This window comes from Bradyrhizobium sp. T-1 (genome assembly GCF_053592855.1).
In genome coordinates this window covers 4,652,734-4,674,718 of sequence record NZ_CM132115.1, presented here as the reverse complement: position 1 = coordinate 4,674,718, position 21,985 = coordinate 4,652,734, and the positions used below count along the sequence as shown (strand labels likewise).

The 21,985-nt window shown below is 64.4% G+C and carries 17 protein-coding genes and 1 pseudogene; 8 read left to right on the top strand and 10 right to left on the bottom strand.

All coding sequences use genetic code 11. The features are described 5' to 3' along the window. Positions 1–32 precede the first annotated feature (32 nt). Positions 33–2,249 (bottom strand): alkaline phosphatase family protein, encoded by a 2,217-nt coding sequence (locus ACWAT4_RS22730; protein WP_349629556.1) that lies wholly within the window; start codon positions 2,247–2,249, stop codon positions 33–35. 254 nt (positions 2,250–2,503) lie between these two features. Between ACWAT4_RS22730 and ACWAT4_RS22725 the strand changes: the two genes are divergently transcribed. Continuing rightward, entirely contained in the window at positions 2,504–3,379 is an 876-nt protein-coding gene (locus tag ACWAT4_RS22725; RefSeq protein ID WP_449728115.1) for an MBL fold metallo-hydrolase, read from the top strand. A gap of 20 nt (positions 3,380–3,399) precedes the next feature. On the opposite strand, the gene ACWAT4_RS22720 is transcribed toward ACWAT4_RS22725, so the two are convergent. The 4 genes from ACWAT4_RS22720 to ACWAT4_RS22705 all read right to left on the bottom strand — a co-directional run bounded on the left by ACWAT4_RS22720 (position 3,400) and on the right by ACWAT4_RS22705 (position 7,012). Then, on the bottom strand, positions 3,400–4,452 hold the full coding sequence (locus ACWAT4_RS22720) for a type II asparaginase (protein ID WP_449728114.1): 1,053 nt from the start codon (positions 4,450–4,452) through the stop codon (positions 3,400–3,402). 359 nt (positions 4,453–4,811) lie between these two features. Then, positions 4,812–5,060, bottom strand: a complete 249-nt coding sequence (locus ACWAT4_RS22715) for a hypothetical protein (protein ID WP_148753029.1) — start codon at positions 5,058–5,060, stop codon at positions 4,812–4,814. 84 nt (positions 5,061–5,144) lie between these two features. Continuing rightward, positions 5,145–6,044 (bottom strand): dienelactone hydrolase family protein, encoded by a 900-nt coding sequence (locus tag ACWAT4_RS22710; RefSeq protein ID WP_449728113.1) that lies wholly within the window; start codon positions 6,042–6,044, stop codon positions 5,145–5,147. Positions 6,045–6,049: 5 nt separating this feature from the next. Further along, entirely contained in the window at positions 6,050–7,012 is a 963-nt protein-coding gene (locus tag ACWAT4_RS22705) for an alpha/beta hydrolase (RefSeq protein ID WP_449728112.1), read from the bottom strand. Positions 7,013–7,138: 126 nt separating this feature from the next. Here ACWAT4_RS22705 and ACWAT4_RS22700 point away from each other — a divergent pair. From ACWAT4_RS22700 to ACWAT4_RS22690, 3 genes and pseudogenes are all read left to right on the top strand, one after another. Beyond that, positions 7,139–7,603, top strand: a pseudogene (locus ACWAT4_RS22700) (nitroreductase). Between the two features lie 267 nt (positions 7,604–7,870). Beyond that, positions 7,871–9,886 (top strand): FIST N-terminal domain-containing protein, encoded by a 2,016-nt coding sequence (locus ACWAT4_RS22695; protein WP_449728111.1) that lies wholly within the window; start codon positions 7,871–7,873, stop codon positions 9,884–9,886. 124 nt (positions 9,887–10,010) lie between these two features. Further along, the gene (locus ACWAT4_RS22690) at positions 10,011–10,214 is read left to right on the top strand and encodes a hypothetical protein (RefSeq protein ID WP_212299553.1); all 204 of its coding nucleotides are present in this window, start codon (positions 10,011–10,013) and stop codon (positions 10,212–10,214) included. A 31-nt stretch (positions 10,215–10,245) separates the two neighbouring features. On the opposite strand, the gene ACWAT4_RS22685 is transcribed toward ACWAT4_RS22690, so the two are convergent. Genes ACWAT4_RS22685 through ACWAT4_RS22675 form a run of 3 tightly spaced genes read right to left on the bottom strand, consistent with a single transcriptional unit; the run spans position 10,246 to position 12,830 of the window. Next, positions 10,246–11,358, bottom strand: a complete 1,113-nt coding sequence (locus ACWAT4_RS22685) for an HD-GYP domain-containing protein (protein ID WP_212299554.1) — start codon at positions 11,356–11,358, stop codon at positions 10,246–10,248. A gap of 57 nt (positions 11,359–11,415) precedes the next feature. Beyond that, on the bottom strand, positions 11,416–11,727 hold the full coding sequence (locus ACWAT4_RS22680) for a PilZ domain-containing protein (RefSeq protein ID WP_212299555.1): 312 nt from the start codon (positions 11,725–11,727) through the stop codon (positions 11,416–11,418). Beyond that, positions 11,724–12,830, bottom strand: a complete 1,107-nt coding sequence (locus ACWAT4_RS22675) for a DUF2336 domain-containing protein (RefSeq protein WP_449728110.1) — start codon at positions 12,828–12,830, stop codon at positions 11,724–11,726. The genes ACWAT4_RS22680 and ACWAT4_RS22675 overlap by 4 nt, the downstream gene beginning before the upstream one ends. 300 nt (positions 12,831–13,130) lie before the next feature. On the opposite strand from ACWAT4_RS22675, the gene ACWAT4_RS22670 reads away from it, so the two are divergent. The 3 genes from ACWAT4_RS22670 to ACWAT4_RS22660 all read left to right on the top strand — a co-directional run bounded on the left by ACWAT4_RS22670 (position 13,131) and on the right by ACWAT4_RS22660 (position 18,147). Next, positions 13,131–14,078, top strand: a complete 948-nt coding sequence (locus ACWAT4_RS22670) for an AraC family transcriptional regulator (protein ID WP_449728109.1) — start codon at positions 13,131–13,133, stop codon at positions 14,076–14,078. 51 nt (positions 14,079–14,129) lie between these two features. Next, positions 14,130–14,720: an NADPH-dependent FMN reductase gene (locus ACWAT4_RS22665; RefSeq protein ID WP_212428424.1), complete on the top strand. Its 591-nt coding sequence runs from the start codon at positions 14,130–14,132 to the stop codon at positions 14,718–14,720. A 214-nt stretch (positions 14,721–14,934) separates the two neighbouring features. Then, entirely contained in the window at positions 14,935–18,147 is a 3,213-nt protein-coding gene (locus tag ACWAT4_RS22660; protein WP_449728108.1) for an autotransporter outer membrane beta-barrel domain-containing protein, read from the top strand. 15 nt (positions 18,148–18,162) lie between these two features. On the opposite strand, the gene ACWAT4_RS22655 is transcribed toward ACWAT4_RS22660, so the two are convergent. After that, complete coding sequence (locus ACWAT4_RS22655) at positions 18,163–20,244, bottom strand: methyl-accepting chemotaxis protein (protein ID WP_449728107.1); 2,082 nt, start codon at positions 20,242–20,244, stop codon at positions 18,163–18,165. 108 nt (positions 20,245–20,352) lie between these two features. Further along, positions 20,353–20,793 (bottom strand): DUF1810 domain-containing protein, encoded by a 441-nt coding sequence (locus tag ACWAT4_RS22650; RefSeq protein ID WP_212428427.1) that lies wholly within the window; start codon positions 20,791–20,793, stop codon positions 20,353–20,355. A gap of 189 nt (positions 20,794–20,982) precedes the next feature. On the opposite strand from ACWAT4_RS22650, the gene ACWAT4_RS22645 reads away from it, so the two are divergent. After that, a complete protein-coding gene (locus tag ACWAT4_RS22645; protein WP_249148806.1) occupies positions 20,983–21,936 on the top strand; it encodes a DUF2778 domain-containing protein in 954 nt (317 codons plus the stop codon). The last annotated feature ends 49 nt before the right edge of the window (positions 21,937–21,985 follow it).

Sequence of the window (21,985 nt, the reverse complement as noted above, 5' to 3'; positions counted from 1 at the left end):
GATCGGCGCCCATCCGTTGTCGTCGTCAATCCCTACCGCAAAATCTCGTTCAGCACTTCACCATCGACCCCGTGCGGCCTGACGCCCAGGATCTGCATGATGGTTGGAGCGACGTCGAAATTGTGCATGCTGCGGATGGTCGTGTTGTCGCGGATCTGCGGACCGGAGGCGATGAAGGTCGCGCTCATCACCGGCAGCTTGGGATCGTGGCCGTGGGCCCCATAGAAGTTGGGCATCGACAGTATGGTCGTGGCTGCGCTGAACGGCGCATCGCCAAGGCGGGCGACGCCGGGGTTTTGGATGCCGTCGAAATTGTAGCCCGGCGCCATCAGCGCGAACACATCGCCAAAGTCCTGGCCGATGGTCTTGCTGGTGCACTGCCCGAGGCCGGCCTCGCATTGCGCCGGACGGGTCTCGACCACAGTGAAAATCTTGCCGTTGTCGAGCGAACCATTGAACTTCGGGTTCGGGTCGACAGCGTTCTGTACGGCGGCGGTGATCTGCGCCAGCAGCGCCTGATAGGTCGCGGGATCTACGGTGCCGCCTTGTTCGCGCTGCTGCAAGTTGATGTAGATGTTGGCCGCGGGACCTGAGGTGCGGATCGCGATCTTGGTGGTGTCGATGCCGGCATTCTTCAGGATGTTGGTCATGCTGACCGAGGTGTGAAACGGCGCAAAGCCGTGGTCGGAGACGACGATGACGTTGCTGTCCGGGCCGGCCGCGTCCATGATCCGCTTCACCGCCTTGTCCGCGGTCTGATAGGCGAAGCGGATATAGGAGGCGTAGCGCGCGACCTTGACGGGATCCTGGTTGGCGCCGATTGAGTTCGGGTCCTTCGGGTTGGTGCCCTGGCGGGGATCGGTCAGCAGGAACTGGTGCTCGGAGCCGTCGGGCTGCTCGATATAGACCATCACGAGATCGGCATCGGGATGGTTCTTGATCGCGCGCTCGCCGATCTCGGCCTGATAACGCACGAAGGTCTTCACCATGTCCTCGAACATCGCCTCGATCTCGACGTCGGGAAAGTTGGTGAAGCCCGGGCTCAGGCGCTCCGGAATACGAAAATCAGCCTGCGGACGCCAGAAGCCGATGCTGGTGTTGATGTCGTCGACATCGGCCAGCACCGGCGCATTGCGCGGAATGAAGTTGGCGCCGTAGCGGGCGAAGCGCACCACCGAGAGATCGGACGCGAGCTGCGAGACGAAATAGGCCGCGCCGACCTTGGCGCCGCTCCCGTCGAAGAAGAACGGCGAATTCTCGCCGCCGAACTCGACGTAGGCCGGACCAGTCGCCGGCGGGGCGAATGGTCCCGTCGTGATGCCGCGCGTAGCGTCGAAGAACACCAGCGTGTCGTAATTCACGACGTTGTCATTCGTGGTGTCGAGCGCTGCAACGCGGATGGCGTATTTGAGGTCGAGCGTTGCCGCGCTGGTGCAGGTTGCGGTCGAGGCCGACGCGCAGGAGAACGTCTCGATCGGATTTGCGGTCGTCAGCACCGGGCTGAACGAGAAACGGCCGGCTGCCTGCAGCGCCGCGGCCACCGCCGCATCTGGGGCGAAGTCGGTCCGGGTGAGCGAGAAGCCCTGGGCGCCGAGGCCGCCGAAGGCGCCGAACGGCACGGTATAGTCCGTGACGCGGGTCGGCTGGGCCGGCTGCACGACGGTGCCGTTGATGGAGATGTCGGCGCCGTCGCCGCCCGGCCAGGTCGCGGTGACGACCTTCTTGCCCTGCTGGCGCAGTTGCACCCAAAGCGGCGAGGCCGTCGGTCGCGGCGAGGGCCCGAGCGGGCTCTCGCGATAGCCGCCGATCGGCGCTGCGAAGCCACTCAGGCTCGAAGTGCTCGGCCCGACGATGGCCTGGAAAGTGTTCGAGGGGATGTCGTTGTGGACGGCGGTCGATCCGGTTGCGATCTCGATATGCGAGACAGCGGTGAGCGACGGCGAGGCCGTGATGTTCTGTATCGCAATCGCGCCATGGCGGCTCAGACGCGCCAACCCGCCATCGCGCGGCAACACGCCTTCCGCGATGAACTGCTGGATGAAATCGGGCTTTGCCCCGTCGAGCGAAATGAGGACCACGGGCGGCGAACGATGTCCGTGATGTCCGCCGCGATCGTGGTCACGAAAATTGTCCGATCCGCGATCGCGGCCGTTGCCGTCCTCATCGGCGTAGACGGGCATGGCCGTGCCGGTCAGCGATGCTGCGAGCGAGAGCGACGATATCAGGGTGAAAAGCCTTTTCTTGTCCACGTGCTGCCCCGTGATTTTTGCTGCGCAATCTGCGCGCGCTTCATCTGGAATGACACGTGGAGTATCGAGTGCGGCTGACGACGCGCGTGTGACGCTTGAGCGACGCGTCCGCGTCGCCGGGTGATCGTTGTCGCGGGAGTCCAACTCAATCTCTGTCGTATGAGTAACGGGAACTCAGCAATGCAGTCCTGCGCTCACGCGCCTTGAACGCCGCGAAGGCGTTCGTTACGCTTGAGAAAAATCGGGAGGGGCGCATGAAGCAGCTTCGGATCGGCGACATCACCATCGACGCGGTGATCGAGCGGGAAGGGCCTTGGCGGCGGCCGCAAGATTTTTTCCCGACTTATGACGACGGCGTGTTCAAGCGCCATCTCCCCACGATGGAGCCGGAGACATTCGATGTCGCGCGCGGCATGATGGTCATCACCTATCAGACGTTTGTCGTGCGCACGCCGCGCTACACCATTCTGGTCGACACCTGCACCGGCGAGGACAAGGGCCATCCGCCGCCGTTCGATTTCCCCGGCAAGGAGCGCTGGCGCAACGAATTGTTCGCGCTCGGAATCGGCTTCGAGCAGATCGACTATGTCTTCTGCACGCATTTGCACATCGACCACACCGGCTGGAACACCACCCTGCGCGATGGCCGCTGGGTGCCGACCTTCCCGAATGCGAAATATGTCTTTCACAAAGGCGAGTACGCGGCCTGGGAAGCCGAGCATGCCAAGGGCCACAATCCGCCTGGTACGGTCTTTCGTGACAATTGCCTGCCGATCGTCGAGGCGGGGCAGGCGCTGCTGGTCGACGACGACTATGCGCTGGACAACACCGTGACGCTGACGCCGACGCCGGGGCATTCGCCGTGTCATTGTTGCGTGAACATTCTCTCGAAGGGCCAGCGTGCTGTGGTCGCGGGCGACCTCATGCATCACCAGATCCAGTGCCGCGAGCCGGACTGGTCGGCCAGGCCCGATTGGGATGCGAAACAGTCGGCGGTGTCGCGGCGGAAGTTCTTCGCTTCCGTCGCCGACACCGACACGCTGATCCTGCCGATCCATTTTCCGGCGCCGACGGTCGGCCTGATCAAGCCGCTCGGCGCCGCCTTTGATTACCGCTTCAAGCGGGAATAGAGCCCCGCACGTCGGATGCTCTAATAGGTATAGAACATCCGCTGGATCTCCTTGCTGTCGGTCGTCTTGGTCAGCGCTAGCATCAGCAAGATGCGCGCCTTCTGCGGATTGAGCGTATCCGAGACGATGAAATCGTGTTCGTCGTCCTTGGCTTCGCCATTGCGAGCGACGATGCCATTGCCGACCCGGCTGCTGCGAACGATCGCGACACCTTTCTTGTGGGCCTCGTCGAGAGCCGGCTCAACCGCGGGCCGGGCCAGGCTGCCGTCACCCACGCCAGCATGCACGATCCCCTTGGCGCCGGCGGCGACAAAAGCGTCGATCGCGACCCGGTTCATGTTGGCGTAGCCGTAGACGATATCGACTTGTGGCAGGGTATCGAGATTGGAAACGTCAAACTCGGAATCCACCGTGTGCCGGCGCGTCGATTGGCGATAGAAGTACGGCTTGTTGCCCTGCATGTAGCCGAGAAAGCCAAGCTCAGGCGTGCGGAAGGTGTCGGCCGTCGAGGTATTGTTCTTGGTGACGTCGCGCGCCGCGTTGATCTGATCGTTGAGAGCAACGAGCACGCCCTTGCCGACGGCTTCTTCACTGCCGGCGAGGATCACGGCATTGAAGAGGTTGATCGGCCCATCCGCGCTGATCGCCGTCGACGGCCGCATTGCGCCGACGATGACGACAGGCTTCTTGCTCTTGACGACCAGGTTCAGGAAATAGCTGGTTTCCTCGATCGTGTCGGTCCCGTGCGTGATCACGATCCCGTCCACGTCGTCCTGCGCGAGGAGCGTGTTGACGCGCTTTGCGAGCTTCAGCCAGTAGTCATTGTTCATGTTCTCGCTGGCGATCTGGAAAACCTGCTCGCCCTTGACGTTGGCGACCGTTTTCAGCTCGGGGACGGCGTTCAGGAGGGTCTCGATGCCCACCGTGGCTGCAGTGTAGCCGACCACGGTGGTGCTGCTCGCCCCGCTGCCGGCGATCGTTCCGCCGGTTGCGAGAACCATGACGTTGGGCAGGCCGACGCCCCTCGCGTTTGCGACGTCAAGACTGATGAGCAGTGCAAAAAGCAAGCTCATTGTCGCCAATATCTGATTACGCACTCGAAGTTGCCACATCTTGACGTTCCCTTTCCTGGAAAGCCCTGTCGATGCGCCCCGTTTCGCTCAGCACTCCATGATCCGTCAGCCGACGGTTTCTGTCTAGGGTTGTGATGTTCAGGGATGATTTCGTTTGGGCGCGTGGCGCGCGCGGGGAGGCGGCGAAAGGTCTGCCTTCACCTCGCCCCGCTTGCGGGGAGAGATCGAATTTGCGCGTCGCGCAAATTCGGGTGAGGGAGACTCTCCTCGAAGTCCAGCTTGCACCGTGATCGCGGAAGCGGCCCCTCACCCCGACCCTCTCCCCGCACGCGGGGCGAGGGAGTAGATCGCGTAGCGCCTTACGCGCCCATCTCGCATTTCTTCATGAAGCTGTTCTTGGCGGCGCCGGCGAGCGGCTTGCCGTCGGAGCCGACGGCCTTGGGTGCGCAGGCGTCTTCCTTGCACTTCTTCATGAACGAGGTCTTGGCCGCTCCGGCGAGCGCCTTGCCGTCCTTGCCGACCGCCTTGCTCTCGCAGGTGTCGTCGGCAAGCGCCGAGCCCGCCGCAAAGGTGGCAACGATCGCAGCCAGGAATATTCGCTTCATCATGGGTGTCTCCCTAAACCAAAAGATGGCGCTGCGAATTGGAGCCCGGAATCGTGGCGCAATCAAGCAGCGGCGTCCGCGTGCGGCTCATTTTTTCCAGCGGGCGACGATGGCGATGGCCTTGACGAGGGCGTCGTCCAAGGCCGCCTGATTCCCGGGCGCGGATTGGCGGCGGGATGAGGGCTCGTCGAAATCATGGGTGGCGCCGGGATAGACGATGACGTCGATCGGGCTGCCCGCCTGGCGCGAGCGGTCGGCGACGTGCTGGCAGATCGCCGGCGAGACCTCCTCGTCGTCGGCGCCGAGGAACACCGCGATCGGCGCCCTGGTCGAAATGGTCGAGGTGAGCAGTGCGGTCTGTCCGCAGCCGGGATAGAACACGAGGGCGCCGCGATAGCCCGCTTGGTTGCCTTGCTGGTTGGCTTGCCGGATCATCACGTTCAGCGCGGTGCTTCCGCCGTTGGACCAGCCCTGGAGATAGATCTGATCGGCAACGACGTCGCCGCGGCCGCGCAGGTAAGCGAGCGCACCTTCGGCGTCGAGCGGCCGCACATTGGTCTCGTTGACGTCCGCGCGGTCGGGATCGCCATGGGTGAAGCGGCCAAAGCCATAGGCCTTTCCACGCGGACCAAAACTGTCCGGCAGCAGCGCGAGGTAGCCGTGCGCCGACCAATATTCGCCCCACATCGTATGGCGCTTCGACAAGGTGCTCGCATTGCAGGGTGAGGCGGTGCCGGCGCCGACGAAGCTGCAATCTTCGTTGTCATTGCTGGAATAGGGTCCGCCGCGCCCGTGCAGCATGACGATGGCGGGCCAGGGGCCGGGCGTGGTCGGCTGGAACACATAGCCCGTGAGTGCCGTAAGGCCATCGGCGCTGTGGAAATAGACGGTCTGTGGCGCGGCCGAGACGGCCGTGACCGAGAGCAGCGCGGCGACAAGGCTGATAAGAACGCCGACGAGGGGATGCGATAATTCAGTTCGGCCCAACGTGATCAGATCCCGCGCGCCAGCAACGCCCTGAAATCGGCGCGTGCACGCTGTGCCTCGGTGCGGGCTACCTCGGAGGCGTCGCCGAGGCCGAAATAGCCATGGATCAGCCCGGCGCCCTCGTGACGCTTCACCCGCACGCCTGCCATCTCCAGCGCTTTCGCGTAGGCTGCGCCCTCATCGCGCAGCGGATCGAACCACGCGGTGGTCACGACCGCAGGCGCGAGGCCTGCGAGCGAGGTGGCGCGCAGAGGCGAGACCCGCCAGTCGTTGGCGTGATTGACGTCGGCGAGATAATGACCGGCGAACCATTCCATGACGGCACGCGACAGGAAGTAGCCTTCGGCGTTCTCGGCGCGTGACGGAAACCGCGCGTTCTCGCGCGCGTCGGCATAGAAACCCACTGCGTCGGTCACGGGATAGACCAGCAGCTGCGCCGCGAGCTTGATGCCGGCATCGCGGCAGGCGATTGCGGTTGTGGCCGCGAGATTGCCGCCGGCGCTGTCGCCGGCAACGCCGAGACGCCTGGCATCACCGCCAAATTCCGCGACACGGTTGAACACGTCGCTGGCCGCGACGAGGGCGTCCTCGAACGCGCCGGGAAAGCGCACCTCCGGCGGACGCCGGTAGTCGACGGATACGACGACCGCGCCGGTCTCGATGGCGAGATTGCGCGCCTGCCGGTCGTGGGTCTCGAGGTCGCCCGCGACCCAGCCGCCACCGTGGAAGAACACGACGGTGGGCGCCGGCCCGCTGCCAGCCCGATAGACCCGCGCATCAAGCGGACCGGCGCCGCCTTTCACCTTGATATCGTGCACGGCATCGACGGGCGGCGGCGGCACCGCCGCGCGCGCGGCAGCGAGTGCGCGCAAGGAATCGCGGGCGCTCTGTGGCGTCATTGTCGCGGGATCGCGCAGCGGCAGCAGCGGAATGATCTGGGCGATGACGGGATCGAGCGGCGCGGGCATTTGCAGGTCCTCACGGGGTTCTTGGTCTTGCTTGGCCGTTAGCATAGATTTGGCGCACCGCATCGGCAACCGCCGCACGGCTGCAATTGCGCGGCCGGCTGAAGAACGGGCAGGGAGGTCCTTGAGGTGGAATTCGAAACGCTGGTCCAGTCGCGCCGCAGCGCGCGCGGTTTCAGGAACGAGCGGTGCCGCGCGCGGTGATCGAAGCGTTCATCGAGAGCGCCAAACGTGCGCCCTCGTCGATGAACACCCAGCCTTGGTATGTCCACGTGCTCACCGGGAGTCCGCTGGAAGAGGTGCGCCGCCGTAACATGGAAGGAGATGGTGGGCGGCGGTCGTCGTTTCGATCTCGGCGCGCTCTGCCACGGCATCGTGCTCGCGGCCTGGGACCGCGGTCTCGGCTCTGTCGTCAACGGGCAGGGGATCATGCGCTCCGACATCGTGCGCGAGGTCGCACGGATTCCGGAAGGCGAAGTCATCATGACCTGCGTTGCGATGGGTTATCCCGACGACGGCTTCGCCGCGAACGCCGTGCGTTCCGACCGCGAGGAAAATGGCGATTTCGTGCGCTTCGTCGGCTTCGCCGAATAGGGCGTGCGGGCGCGCGAATATCGGAGGGGCGGGATGCCGCTGCTTGTTTCAGCGGCGCCCCGTATCGCTGCCGAGAATATTTGATCTAGATCAAATGCGCCGACACGATTGGTATCATGAGCCCGCGATGCGATGCGGTGCCGTAGTCATACGGTGTCAATCAGCTGCATGAGCGCCGCTGCGTCGCGTGGTTCCTAACCGGATGGCAATTTCGAATCCGTAGTTCATTGCGTTGAGACGTTTCACGCGCCGAACAAGGATATTGCCATGCTCTCGTTGTTTTCCCAGGCTCGTCATAAGCAGCCCGCCCCATCGATCGTTCCGGAAGCTCATGATGACGCGCCGGCTTTCCGTGAAGCCTGTGCGGTCAGGGTGTTGGAAAGCGACGATAGGCTGCAAAATATTTCCGAGGGTGACTTCGTCGTAGAGGGCGCGCGCGCGCCGCTCGCCATCGCGTTCATCTCCCCGCACTGCGATTTTGCGCGTGTGGTGTCGTCATTACAGCGGCTGGCGGGTGCGACGCCGGTGATCGCGATGTCGAGCGCCGGCGAGCTTTGCTCGGCGGGCCCGTCGCTCTACAAGCCGACGGGGGTGAGCTGGTCGTCCGTCGTCGTGCAGGTCTTCCCGGCGGATCTGATTCAGTCCGTCAGCATCCACAGTGTGGGTCTGCACAATGATGACATCCGCAAGGGAGAGCCTTCCAAGGCACACGATGCGCGCATCGAGGCGATCGCGCGCGAGGTCGCGGCGATCAGGACGCCGTTCGCGGTCAACGTGCGCGATACGATCGCCTTCACGCTCGTGGACGGCGTGTCGGCGTCGGAGAACTACTTCATGGAGGCCGTTTACAGGAGCGGCAAGTTTCCATGCGCTTTCGTCGGCGGCTCCGCCGGCGGCAAGCTCGATTTCAAGAACACCTATCTCTATGACGGCAGACGGATTCTGGAAAATCATGCCCTCATCGCTTTCCTGAAGCTCGCGCCCGGGCGGGCCTACAGCATCTTCAAGACGCAGAACTTCAAGAAGACCGGAAAATCCTTCGTCGTGATGGGCGCCGATCCCGATCGGCGTACGGCCTCGGGCGTCATGGAGGCCAATGAGATCAAGCCGTTCGCGTCCACGGTTGCGAAAGCGCTGAACACCACGCCGGCGAACCTGATGTCGATGATGACGAAGCATTCCTTCGGCATCGAGGTCGGCGGAGATCTGTTCGTCAGCTCGGTCGCAGGCATCGATCCGGCCAGCGGTGTCGTCTCCTTTTTCTGCGACGTCAATTCAGGCGACAGGCTGGAGCTGCTTGAGGCTACCGACTTCGTGGATCAGACGCGGCGCGATCTCGAATCCTTCCTGCGCGGCAAGCCCCCGGCGATCGGCGCGATTCTCAACGACTGCATCCTGCGCCGGCTGAACAACGAGACCCAGCTCCGTAACATGAGCAACATGTGGCCGATGCCGGTCGCAGGCTTTTCCACCTTCGGCGAACTATTCGGGATCAACATCAACCAGACCCTGACCGCGATCGTGTTCTTCGACGTCAGCGAAAAGCCGCTGGACGATCCGTTCATCGAGATGTTTCCGATCCACTACGCGCATTTCGTCGAATATTTCACGCGTACCCATCTCAATCGCATGGTGCTGCTGAACCGGATCAAGGACGGCATCGTCCAACGTCTGACGGAATATCTGAGCGCCAGCGCCACGTTGAGCGGAAAGGTCGAGGGCGCCCTGCAACAGACGGCTTCGATCAACACGATCGTGAAGGAGATTCGCTCGGTCATCCTGACCAGTGCGCAGTCGGCGGCGAAGGCGACCGACACCACGGCGCTGTCGCAGGAGTTCGCCGGCCTCAGTCAGGCGATGAACGGGCTACGGGATATCCTGAAGATCATCGATACGATCGCAGGCCAGACCAACCTGCTCGCGCTCAACGCGACCATCGAATCGGCGCGCGCCGGCGAGGCGGGACGGGGCTTCTCGGTGGTGGCAACTGAGGTGAAGAAGCTCGCGCAGGATACCAGAAGTAGTCTCACGCGGACCCACGCCTCGATCGGAGGCATGGAAACCTCCATCGAGTCGCTCGGAGCCAACATCAACGAGACCCGGGGCCAGTTGATCCAGACCCAGGACGGCTACAACAGCATCGTGACGCAGATCGAGGAGATGTTCAAGAATCTTCAGATGATCAACACCGTGTTGGCGGACCTCGAAGCCTTCGTCCGCGACCGCAATGGCGCATTGACCAGCGCCATGAACGACATCGAGACGCTCAAGCGGATCGGCTAGAGGGTAATACCGGACCGTTTTGCAAAATTCGGTGACGACGCTGCAGTTGGGTCTTGCAATCCTGTCGCGCTAGCAGGAACAATATGCCTCGCAAGAGGTTTGTTGCTGGCGCGAGGGAATTGACATGCGGCGGCTGGCTAGCCTGGTTCGATGGTTCTTCGGCCCGCGGATGCGGCGTCCGATCGATGATGATCCCAGCCTTCCGTTTACACCCGAAGAGTTCAGCAGGCTGATCCGCAGCGGTCGTCGCGAGGACATGAAGCTGCTCGCCGAAGGGCTGGCCTGTCGCTCGATACCGCGCCGCATCAAATACCGGGCCACGCACTAGGCTGGCTCGTGGCGTGAGTCCTGCCGCGTGCTCAGCGCGAGAGCGCGACCTCCTTAAAGGACGTGACGAGCGCCTTCTCCAGCTTTCCGGTCATCCCGCAGAGAATGTCATAGGCCTTGGCGCGCGGCATCGTCGGCTTGTAGTGCCGGTGCTCGATCAGCGCGGCGAATATGTCTGCGATCGTAAGAATGCGCACGATGTCGTTGATGCTCTCGCCAGCCAATGCATCGGGATACCCGCTGCCGTCGAGATATTCGTGGTGATGTCGGACGGCATCGAGGATCTCCGGTGAAATCCGGTCGTGGCCCTTCAGAAAGTCGTAGCCGGCGACGGGATGCGTCTCGACCAATGCGCGTTCCTCGGGATCGAGTCGGCCGGGCTTGTCGAGGATGGCGAGCGGGATCTGGGCCTTGCCGATGTCGTGGAACATGGCCGCCGTATAGAGGCGCTCCAGATCGGCTCGCCCGACGCCGAGGCTTAGGCCGAAGTCGATGGCGACGCCGGTCACCAGCAGGCAATGCTGATAGGTTCCCTCGTGATGGCGCCGCACCGTTGTGAGCCATTCCGACAGGCCATGCTGGGTGATGCGATCAGCGATCTGGCGGCCGGCTTCCCTGGTGCCATCGACATCGAGCGGCTGGCCGAGGGTGACGGATGTGAACATCGATGCAATCGCCGTTGCGGCGGTCTCGACGGCGTTGTCCGGCTGCGCCGGGCCGACCGACGCCGGCTCGGCTGGATCAGCCAGCGCCGCCAGCAGCCTGGTCTTGTTGATGGGGCCGGGGAGGACGAGCGTTGCGCCGAGCGCATAAGCTTGCGAGATGCTGACGTGGGTGGACTGCTCGACGAGAAAGATGCGCTTGGTGGCCTTTGCCAACCCGGCGGACCGCCTCTTGATGGCGGTGATGTTGTCGACGTCACGCAGCTCCGCGCGGATGACGATCGCGAAAGGCACTTGCGACAGCTTGGATGCCGCGTCGAGCCGTTCGCCCGCGACGGTGAAGCGCGGTTCAAGCAACGCGCAGATGCCCGACAGTTTAGCGGAGGAATCGGCCAGCACGTGCACGAAGCGGCGTTCCGATCGCGCGGATCGGATGCCGTCGTCACGTTTGACGGGGCCGCTGATGGATCTCGCGTTCCGCACGGCAGACCTGGGCTAATTGGAGTTGAGCAAGCTCGCTGATGCCTTGAGCCGAATGGCCTACTTGCTCTGCGCGGCGGCGTTCGCGGATTTCCTTTTGCCGTCCGCACTGATGAAGTGCACGCCGGCCGTGGTGCCGTCAATCCAGACCAGCTCGCAGCGCCGGTAGGCAAGACCCGTCGACGACAGCAACATGAAGAATTCCTTGGCCTGCAGAACGTCGAGAGTGCCTTCGACCTCGATCTTGGCGCCCGACTGCGAGACGTCGAGCAGGACGCAGCTGCGTCGCCAGGTACCGTCCGCGCCCATCAGGTTCACGGCCTGCTTGTGGTCCATCCGGACACGAAGCGCCTTCCGACCGTCCAACTTCATCGGCTCCCCCCCATTCTTGCGCCGCGATGCCCTGGATCGCTCTTGCCGGCGTTGGTTGCGATTTCTCCCCAGCGCACCGTCCACTGGCTGGTCGACAAGAGCAGCGTTTCGAAAATCAGCTGTGCGCGCTCGCGCTCGGCGAAGGAGAGCCGCGTGCCGCTGCGGTTGCTCAGGATCGCAAGCGTGGTCGTCCAGTTCAGGCGCGATGCCCGGCAGGCCATCACCAGGCCCTCGCAATCCTCGTCGATCATGACGTGCTCGACGATCTCGATCGGCGCCCCCGAGAGCACCGACAAGGCGGTGAACAGATTGGCGGTCTCGCCGCGGATGGCGAAGCGGTTCACCGTGGAATCGTTCAGCTTGCCAACGCGGTTGAGCGCCACGATCTCGGGTCTCGCATTCGCATAATCGGTCGAGGAGGGAAGCTTCTGCAGAGCCGGCGTCGCGTCCTGTGCGGGCGGAACGGAGGATGCGCTGGGCTTGGCCGGCACTGTCTTGCCTGACGGGGCAGAGAGCAACTTCCGCACGACCAGGTCGGGTATGCCGGGCCGGAGCACCAACGCCTTCGCAATCTCGCCGTCCTGGTCGGCCCCGGCGATCAGGGTGGCATACGCTGCCTCGGAGAACTTTGTCCCCGGGTTCTTGATCAGCGCAAGACAGATCTGGTCGCCGCGCTTGATCAGCGCCTCGGTCACATCAGGCTCGACGCAGTTGCGCGCCGCGATTGCGCGCTGATGCCGCTCGCTGCACGTGGTCGCGACCGTCACGAGATCGGTCGTGGAGAGTGCCTGCGATTTGAGCAGGACGGGACACGCCACGTCCGGGTCGTCGTGCATGGCAAGACGGCGCAATGTCTCGGGCGGGGCGACGGCAAGCGCGGCGAGCGCCGCGCCGAGCTGGACCAGGGCGCTGGCTGCCACCCGTTCCGTCAGGCGCAGCAAGACGCCGTCGACCGCGGCGGCAAGCAGTTCCTGGGGCCGGTCGCGGCTCGCCGTCAGCAGATTGACGATGCCGGAGAGAATGTGCGCGCAACGCTCCGGCGGGCACGCTGCGACCGCGTCTTCCAACTCGACGAGACTATCGGCAGGCGAATTTGCCATCATGGCAGGGGCCTGAACTGAAATAAATTTCGACTATCCAACGCTCCGCATTGCACCTCACAGTTGTTAATTTGGATTTTAAACCTTACAGATCTAGGTATTGGGGCACCATCCGCGCGACTGGAAACGATATCGAAATTTGGCAGGACACGATCCGTTTGCTTGTCCTTTGGATTGAACCTTCGCTCAACTGGTTGAGCGGGCGAGGACGATTCTTTCGGACTCACGGGGCATTCGAAAGGGGAAAATCGGACCGGTGTCGTGCCGGATGCGCGTCGCTTGGCGACGCCTTTTCATTTTGTCATGACCAACATTGATGATGCGCCGGCGTTGGCGCCAAAGATATTTCGTTTTGCAGACGTCGACGAGTTTCGGAACGCGATCCGCGGCCTCAATTTCGATTTCACGCCGCTAGTACGAACGATTGCGACCGAGCAGATCATTCTGCAATTGCCTGGCGGCGACGTGAACATGACGCGGACGTTTCCGCGCGTGGTGGATGCGCAGCTGGTCGCGGATTGCACGGCCATCGGCTTTGCGATGGACGACCTCGACGTGCCCATCCGCTTCAACGGCGCGCAGCGGGATCGCGCGGTCATCGTCATCGGCTCCAGCGGGGCGGCCTACAACACCATCGAGGAGGTACAGCGGCAGATCGCATCGGTCATGTTCCGGCCGGAGGTGAAGGATCGTGGCTGGCCCGAGACGAGCGCCAGCTTCAAGATATTCGAGACCAGTCCGTTGGCGCTGCACAGCCTGCGGAACGTGGTCAGTGAAGTGCTGGCGGCGGCGTCTGAGCCGATCGATCCCGCCGAGGTGCCGCTGAAGGCGGCGGCGATGAAGGAGTCCTTGCTCGGTGCGGTCGATGCCGCGTTCGCCAATGTCGTGCCCGCGCGCTGGACGCTGCGGCCGAACGATGAACGCCAGTTCAAGCTGTTCCGGGACATCCGCGCGCTTCTGGCCGACGATCTCGCCCAGCCGATCTACAGCGAGGAGATTGCGCGTAAGCTGGGGCTGTCCGTCCGCACCCTGCACGATGTCGTGCGCCGCTACCGCGGCATGAGCCTGCACCGCTATTTGCGGCTGCGCCGGCTCTGGCTGGTGCGCCGGCGGCTGCTCGCCGGCGCCGACAGCGTGAAGGCCGTCGCGCTGGCCTTCGGCTTCTGGCATCTCAGCGATTTCTCCCGAAGCTATCGCGACCAGTTCGGCGAGACGCCGTCGGAAACCCTGGAGCGCGGACGCAGGCGATAGCACGGCAAAGCGATTGGGGTCGACCTCCGGTTTCGTGCTAGTCTGCGGTCCATGAGCAACCGCATCCTCGTCCTCTACGGTTCCTACCGTTCCGACCGCATGGGCATCCGCCTTGCAAATTTCGTCATCGATCGTCTGCGCAGTCGCGGCGAGGACGTCGAGTTCATCGACGCCAAGGCGATCGGCCTGCCGATGCTCGACCGCATGTACAAGGAATATCCCGGCGGGACCGCGCCGGCGGCGCTGGAGAATCTGGCAGGTCAGATCCGCGGCGCCGACGGCTTTGTCTTCGTCACTGGCGAGTATAATTGGGGCATCCAGCCCGGCCTGAAGAACCTCACCGACCACTTCCTGGAGGAATGGTTCTGGCGGCCGGCCGCGATCGTGAGCTATTCGGCCGGCCGTCTGTCCGGCGCGCGCGCCTCGACCGCCTGGCATGGCACGCTGTCGGAAATGGGCATGGTGGTGATCTCGAGCACCATCGGCGTCGGTCCGATTGCGCAGACGCTATCGGCCGAAAGCGAGCCGGTCGGCGAGGGCGGCAAGGCCCTGGAACGCGCGTTCCCGCGCTTCGCCGATGATCTCAGCTGGTGGATCGAGGCGGCCAAGGCGCAGCGTGCGCGCAAGGCGCCGCCTTATTGAGATAATCGGGTCACGCCGGCTTAACGCCCGGCGGTCGCACGCGAGCGTGTTCGTCAAAGCACAGCCGCGGCATGGAAGTGACGGTTCAACCGAACGGTTGATGTGCAAGCGAATGCCGCTCGCTACGTATTCCAATGCGGATTTTGGTCCGCCAGCGCAGGCTCGGCTGGCGATTTTGGCGCGATGCGGGTCCACATGACATGCGGGACCCGACATGGCCGGCTCAAAGGTTGTCAACGACAGATCAAGCAAGCGCCGCATTGCCCTTCTGCTTGGGGGCACCGCGCTGGTCGCTGTCGCGACGTTCGGGCCGGCCGTTGCCGCCGACTCCACGTGGACAGGCACCGGCGGAGCGTCCTGGGGCGCGGGAGCAAACTGGGATACGAACCCAGCGGCGCCGACCACGGCTGACCGCGCGCTCTTGACCGGTGCGGGCGGTGGCAACCAGCCCACCGTGTTCGGCGGCAACAATTTCAGCGTTGGCGCCGGCGGCATGACAGGCGCAAACACCCTGACCATTCAGGCCGGCGGCACGCTCAACGTCGTGACGAGCGGCGGCCAGAGCGGGCTCTTCACCATGTCGGCCGGCACGTTGGCCGGCGGCGGCAATCTCAACGTCGATACGTTCACGATTGCGGGCGGCACGGCGACCGGGGTCACCATCACGGCGGGGACTGCGTTCAATCTGACAGGCGGTTCCGTCAGCGCCATACTTGCGGGAGCCGGCGCGCTCAATGCAAGCGGCGCGGTCACGCTCAGCGGGGTGAATAGCTATACCGGCGGGACGACGATTTCCGGCGGCCAGCTCACGCTTGGGAATGCTGGTGCGCTTGGCAACAGCTCGAATTCGCTCACCATGACTGGCGGCGTGCTCGATCTCGGCGGTTTCGTGGTGACGCAGAATGGCGGCCTGCTGCTCCAGGGCGGCACGGTTCAGGACGGTTCGCTCAATTCGTCGGCAAACTTTGCGCTCCAGAGCGGGACGGTGGACGCCTCACTCGCCGGCGCCAGCGCCGTCAGCAAGACGACGAGCGGTACGGTCATGCTCAACGCTGCGAACGGCTACACTGGCGGCACGACGATTTCCGGTGGCCAGCTCACGCTTGGGAATGCCGGCGCGCTTGGCAACAGCTCGAATTCGCTCACCATGACCGGCGGCGTGCTCGACCTCGGCGGTTTCGTGGTGACGCAGAATGGCGGCCTCCTGCTCCAGGGCGGCACGGTTCAGAACGGCACGCTCAGTTCGTCGGCAAGCTTTGCGCTCCAGAGCGGGACGGTGAACGCCTCGCTCTCCGGCGCCGGCGCGGTCAGCAAGACGACGAGCGGCACGGTCACGCTCACCGCCGCGAACGGCTACACCGGCGGCACGATGATCAGCGCTGGAGCAGTCAATGTACAGAACGGCGCGGCGCTCGGCAGTGGCGCAGTCGCGGTCGCCAGCGGCGCTGCGCTCGAGGTCCAGGGCGGCATCACGATCACCAACGCGCTGACGCTGAACGGAACGGGTGTGTCCGGCGGCGGTGCGCTACGCAACGTGTCCGGCGCGAACGCCTATGCGGGCGCAATCACGCTGGCGGCGAATACGCGCATGAATTCGGATGCCGGCACGCTCACCCTGAGCGGTGGCATCACCGGCGCCTTCGACCTGACGATTGGCGGGGCCGGCAATGGCGCCATCACGGGCACCATCGACGGCACCGTGACGTCGCTGACCAAGGACGGGACAGGGACCTTCACGCTCGCCGGCAACAATACCTATAGCGGTGCAACGGCCGTAAATGGCGGCACCCTCGCGGTGCAGGGTTCGCTCGCCTCGTCGGCGGTCGTGGTGAATGGCGGTGGGGTCCTGACGGGGACCGGCGTCGTCGGCGCCACGCAGATCAACGCAGGCGGTGCGCTTGCGGCGGGTGATGGCACGCCGGGCGCGTCGATGACGCTGTCGAGCCTCGCATTGCAAGCGGGCGCGCAGTATCTCGTATCGATCAATCCGACGACGTCGAGCTTTGCCAACGTGACAGGCAACGCGACGCTTGGCGGTGCAACTGTCGGCGCGACATTCGCGAGCGGCAGCTATGTCGAGAAGAGGTACACCATTCTCACTGCCGGCAGCATCACCGGCAGCTTCGATCCCACGACGGTGAGCACCAACCTGCCTTCGAACTTCAAGACGGTGCTGAGCTATGATGCGACCCACGCCTATCTCGATCTGTCGCTGGCTTTCGTCGCGCCTTCCGGCACTGGACTGTCCGTCAACCAGCAGAACGTCGCCAACGCAATCACCAACTATTTCGACACTAATGCAGCGATTCCGCTGGTGTTCGGCGGGCTGACCCCGGCCGGGCTGACGCAGCTCTCCGGCGAGATCGGCAGCGCGCCCCAGCAAGCGACATTCGACGCGATGGGGCAGTTCCTGGGCGTAATGACCGATCCGTTTATCGTTGGTCGAGGCGGTTTCGACGGCGGACCGAGTGCCTACGCCGGGGAGAACCTTGCCTTTGCCGCCACAGGGGCGGATCGCAGCAAGCGCGAACGCGATGCTTACGCCACAATGTACGCCAAGGCGCCGGTCGCGCCGTCCTTCGAGCAGCGCTGGAGTGTCTGGACGGCAGGTTTCGGCGGCTCGCAGAAGACCGATGGCAACACCATCATCGGCTCGAACAACACGACCAGCAATCTGTACGCCACCGCGGTCGGCGCGGACTACCGCATGTCGCGCGACACAATGGTCGGCTTCGCGCTTGCCGGCGGCGGCACCAGCTTCACGATCGCCGGCAATCTCGGCGGCGGCCGTTCTGACCTGTTTCAGGCCGGTGCTTACTTCCGGCACGCCATCGGACCAGCCTACGTCACCGGCGCACTCGCCTATGGCTGGCAGGACATCGTCACCGATCGCACCGTGACGGTCGCCGGCGCGGACCGCCTGCGCGCCGAGTTCAATGCCAACGTCTATTCCGGCCGCCTCGAAGGCGGCTACCGTGTCGTCGCGCAGGGCTTTGGTTGGACGCCTTACGCTGCCACGCAGTTCACCACCTTCGATCTGCCGGCTTATGCCGAGCAGGCGGTCGCTGGCAGCAACCAGTTCGCTCTGGCCTACAATTCGAAGAGTGTCACAGACACCCGCACCGAGCTGGGCTTGCTCGCCGACAAGGCGTTCGTCCAGACCGACGGCATCGTGAAGCTACGCAGTCGCGTGGCATGGGCGCACGACTTCAATCCCGACCGTGCTGCCGGCGCGACCTTCCAGACGTTGCCCGGCGCGAGCTTCGTGGTGAACGGCGCGTCCGTGGCGTCCGACTCCGCGCTTTTGACCGGCGCCATCGAAAAGGTCTGGCGGAGCGGCTGGTCGGCAGCAGGGACATTCGAGGGGGAATTCTCCAACGTCACGCGTTCCTACGCCGGCAAGGGCGTCGTGCGTTACGCGTGGTGAATCCCCATCTTCCGTCTACGCCGCCCTGACTTCACCAAGGAAGCGGTCGAACTGACCGGCGATGTCGCGCGACTGCGTCGAGAGCTGCTCGGCGGCGCCGAGCACCTCCTGGGCAGCCGCACCGGTATCGTCGGCAGCGCGCTGCACACCTGAGATGTTGGTGTTGACCTCCTGGGTGCCGCGGGCGGCCTCCTGGACGCTGCGGGCGATCTCCTTGGTCGCCGAGCCCTGTTGCTCGATGGCGGCCGCAATCGCGGTGCCGATCTGGTCGATCTCGGCGATCACGTCGGCGACGTTGCGGATCGCCGTCACGGTCTCGTCGCTCGCGGTCTGGATCGCCGTGATCTGCTCGGAGATCTCGGTGGTGGCCTTGGCGGTTTGGCCGGCCAGCGATTTCACCTCGGACGCAACCACGGCAAAGCCGCGGCCGGCGTCGCCGGCGCGGGCGGCTTCGATGGTCGCGTTCAGCGCGAGGAGGTTGGTCTGCTCGGCGATGCTCTGGATCAGGGTGACGACATCGCCGATCTTCTGGGCGCCCTCGGCGAGCGCGCGCGCGGTATCGCCGGTGCGGCGGGCGTTGTCGACGGCACGGGCCGCGATCTCGGTGCTCTGCGCGACCTGGCGGCCGATCTCGGCGATCGAAGAGGTCAGCTCTTCCGTGGCGCTGGCGACCGTCTGAACGTTGGTCGAGGTTTGCTCGGAGGCGGCGGCCACGACCGCGGCCTGGCTGTTGGTCTGCGCCGCCGTCGAGGTCATCGACTGCGCAGTGCTCTCCATGGTGGAGGACGCCTGCGACAGTCCGCCGACAAGCTGGCTGATCTTGGCTTCAAAGGCGCGGGTCAGCTCGTCGAGCGCCTGGGCGCGCCGCATCTTGCCGTCGTTCTCGACCTGCTTCTCGGCCGCGAGCCGGTCGGCCCGGATCATGTTGTCCTTGAAGACCTGGACGGCTGCGGCCATCGCCCCGATCTCGTCGGAGCGTTCGGCGCCGGGGATGTCCTCGGCAACGTTGCCGTCGGCGAGCCGCGACATCCGGGTCGTCAGGCCGACGATCGGGGCGCAGACGCGGCGGCGGACCATCACGATGAGGCCGACGCTGGCGATCAGGACGGCGAGGAGGCCGGCGAGTGCGATCGTGAAGCTGGTCCGCGCGGCGGTGGAAGCACCGGCGAGGATCTGCTCCGCATTGTCGTAGAAGGCGTCGCGGACACCGATGATCGCGCCGAGACCGACTTGCGATGCGGCGTAATAAGTATCGACGTCGTGCTCGTACTTGCCGGTGACCGCGCCGTCCTTGACGAGCTTCTGCTCGCGGCCGAAGCCTTCGACATAGACGGTGTTCATCGTCTCCAGAGCGGATGCGACGTTGGCGGGCGTGGTCGGGTTGCCGCGCAGCTCCTGGAGCGACATCACGATCTGGTCGTTACGGCCCTGGGTGCGGGCGATGTCGGCCTTCTCGGCGTCGTTCGCCACCTTCTTCGAACCGAGCAGATTCTTGTGCAGGCTGGCATTGAGGCCGCCGATGTCACGCAATGTCATCGCGATATTGGCATAGCTCGCCTGGCGATAGGCGTCGCCGTTGAGGATCGCCATGCGGCGGACCTGCTCGTTGAGCAGCGCGGTGACGGCGGCGTTGAGCACGGCATTGTCGGCGACGATCTTCCTCGCCGCGTCCTTGCGCGCCTCCGCAGGTCCCGCGATCGCCTTGTCCACGGCTTCGCGCAGCGCGGTGAATTTCGAATTGAGGCCGTCGATGTTGCTGCCGATGGTGGTGCCGTCGTCGAACGGGCCGGGCAAGTCCTTGCGTAGCGCGTTCATCCTGTCGCGGGCGCCGTCGGTCTGCTTGCGCAGCTTGTCGTGCTCGGAAAGCTGGGCCGGGTCGACGGTCGCAGGGCCATAGAGGATGTTGGTGGCAAAGCCTCGCTCAGGGTTGAGATAACGTGGGATGTCGCTGACGGCGCGGACGATCGCGAGCCGGCCCTGCGCCTCGGTGACGCGCTCGATCGTCTGGTACTTCGTCACGGCGACGTAGACGGCGAGACCGCCGCCGACGGTCGAGAGCGAGACGATGGCGGTGGTCAGCAGCGTACCGATTTTCATGGTCTGTCCGGCAATCGACGCAGGGAGAAAGATATTCTCCAAAAATAGGCGGCGCGTATTAATCGCCGGTTTACGCTGGTAGCGATGGTTGTCGCAGGCGCCTTTCGTTCACTCGGTCTTCCGGTCGAGAGCAGCCAGGATCTGCAGCGTTGCAGCATCGCGTTTGCCGGCGAAATACTTGGCCAGCGCCTCGTTGAAAACAGGCTCGTCGGAGACCGCGCCGAACAGCGTCATCGACGAGCGGAACTTGGAATCGTCAGGTGCGCCGAGGATCGCGTTGATGGTCCGGCCCTCGACGGCAAGCACGAGGCGGGTGCATTCGATCAGGCGCGGGCCGAGGACGGGGTGGGCAAGATAGGACTTGGCCTCCGCGTGCGAGCCGATCGCGTAACGCTGGGACATCGCGCTGAAGCCGAGGCCAGTGACCTGTGGGAAGACGAACCACATCCAGTGAGTCTGCTTCCGGCCCTTGGCCAGCTCCCCCAGGACGGCGTCAAAAACCGGGTCCTGGGCCCTGAGGAAGCGCTTTAGATAGAAAGGATCGGTCATTGGATACCTCCGGCGGACTTGCCGGCCGCGATTATGCCTAACTTTTGGCTCCCAATGTGCTAGCTGGTATAGAGTCTCCGGGTGGGGGTTGGGTCCCCCGGGGGTCGATTTGGGGATCTGATGGTTTCCGACCGCGCAAGCGCCGAGAGGCTGTTGTCGCGCCGCCGTGTTGGGCGAGCCGAGACAATACTGCTGTCTATGGCAGCCGTCGCGCTGGCGCTGGGCGCCGCCGCGTGGGTCGCGGATATCGGCAACTCGACCCCGCTGGTCACCGCCGCACTGCCACCGGCCAATTCCCCGTCGTTCGAAGACCGTTTCGCATCGCTGTCCGGTAACCCGCCGGCGCGCGATCTCGGCTTGCGGACGCTGGAGCGTTCTGCCCTGAATGCGGTCCAGCTCAAGCTTCGCGATGCCAAGGCGATGCTCGCCCAAAAGCTCCAGGGCGACGACTGGCGTTCGACCCTGACCGACAACGACCAGCCGGCGGCCGAAGAGCCCGCGAAGCCCTCGCAGCACGCCGACGCTGTTCCGATGCCGCGCTCGCGGCCGGTGCAGGCGTACTTCTCGGCGCAGATCGCCTCGAGCCAGGCCTTTGCCGACACCAATCCCAGGGTCGACAACCGCAACTTCTTCGAAAAGTTCACCGACAAGATCAAGCTCGCCTCGCTGACGCCCGACAGTGGCCTGTTCGGCAAGGCACCGGATCTGGCCGCGCTCGGCTACGATTCGCGGACGGCGGTCTATGACATCAAGGCCAAGGCGCTCTATCTGCCGAGCGGCGTCACCATCGAGGCTCATTCGGGCATGGGCGCGCTGATGGATGACCCCGACCATGTCGACCAGCGCATGGTCGGTGCGACACCGCCCGCAACCTACGACCTCAAGCCGCGCGAAAAGCTGTTCCACGGCGTGCGGGCGCTGCGCATGACGCCGACGGACGGCACCAGCGCGCTTGGACGTGTCGGCCTGCTCACCCACACCTACATGCTCGGGCCGCGCGGCGATTCCAACGGCTGCGTGTCGATCAAGGACTATGATCGCTTCCTCAAAGCCTACGACAATGGCGAGTTCAATCGCCTCGTTGTCGTGCCGAGCCTGAGCGGGGCGGCAACCGCCTCGCAGCGCGCCAGCACCGACTCTTGATAGTTGCTAGGTGCGGCTGGGTTGCCGTTTTCCCTTCGTTAAGCCGTTG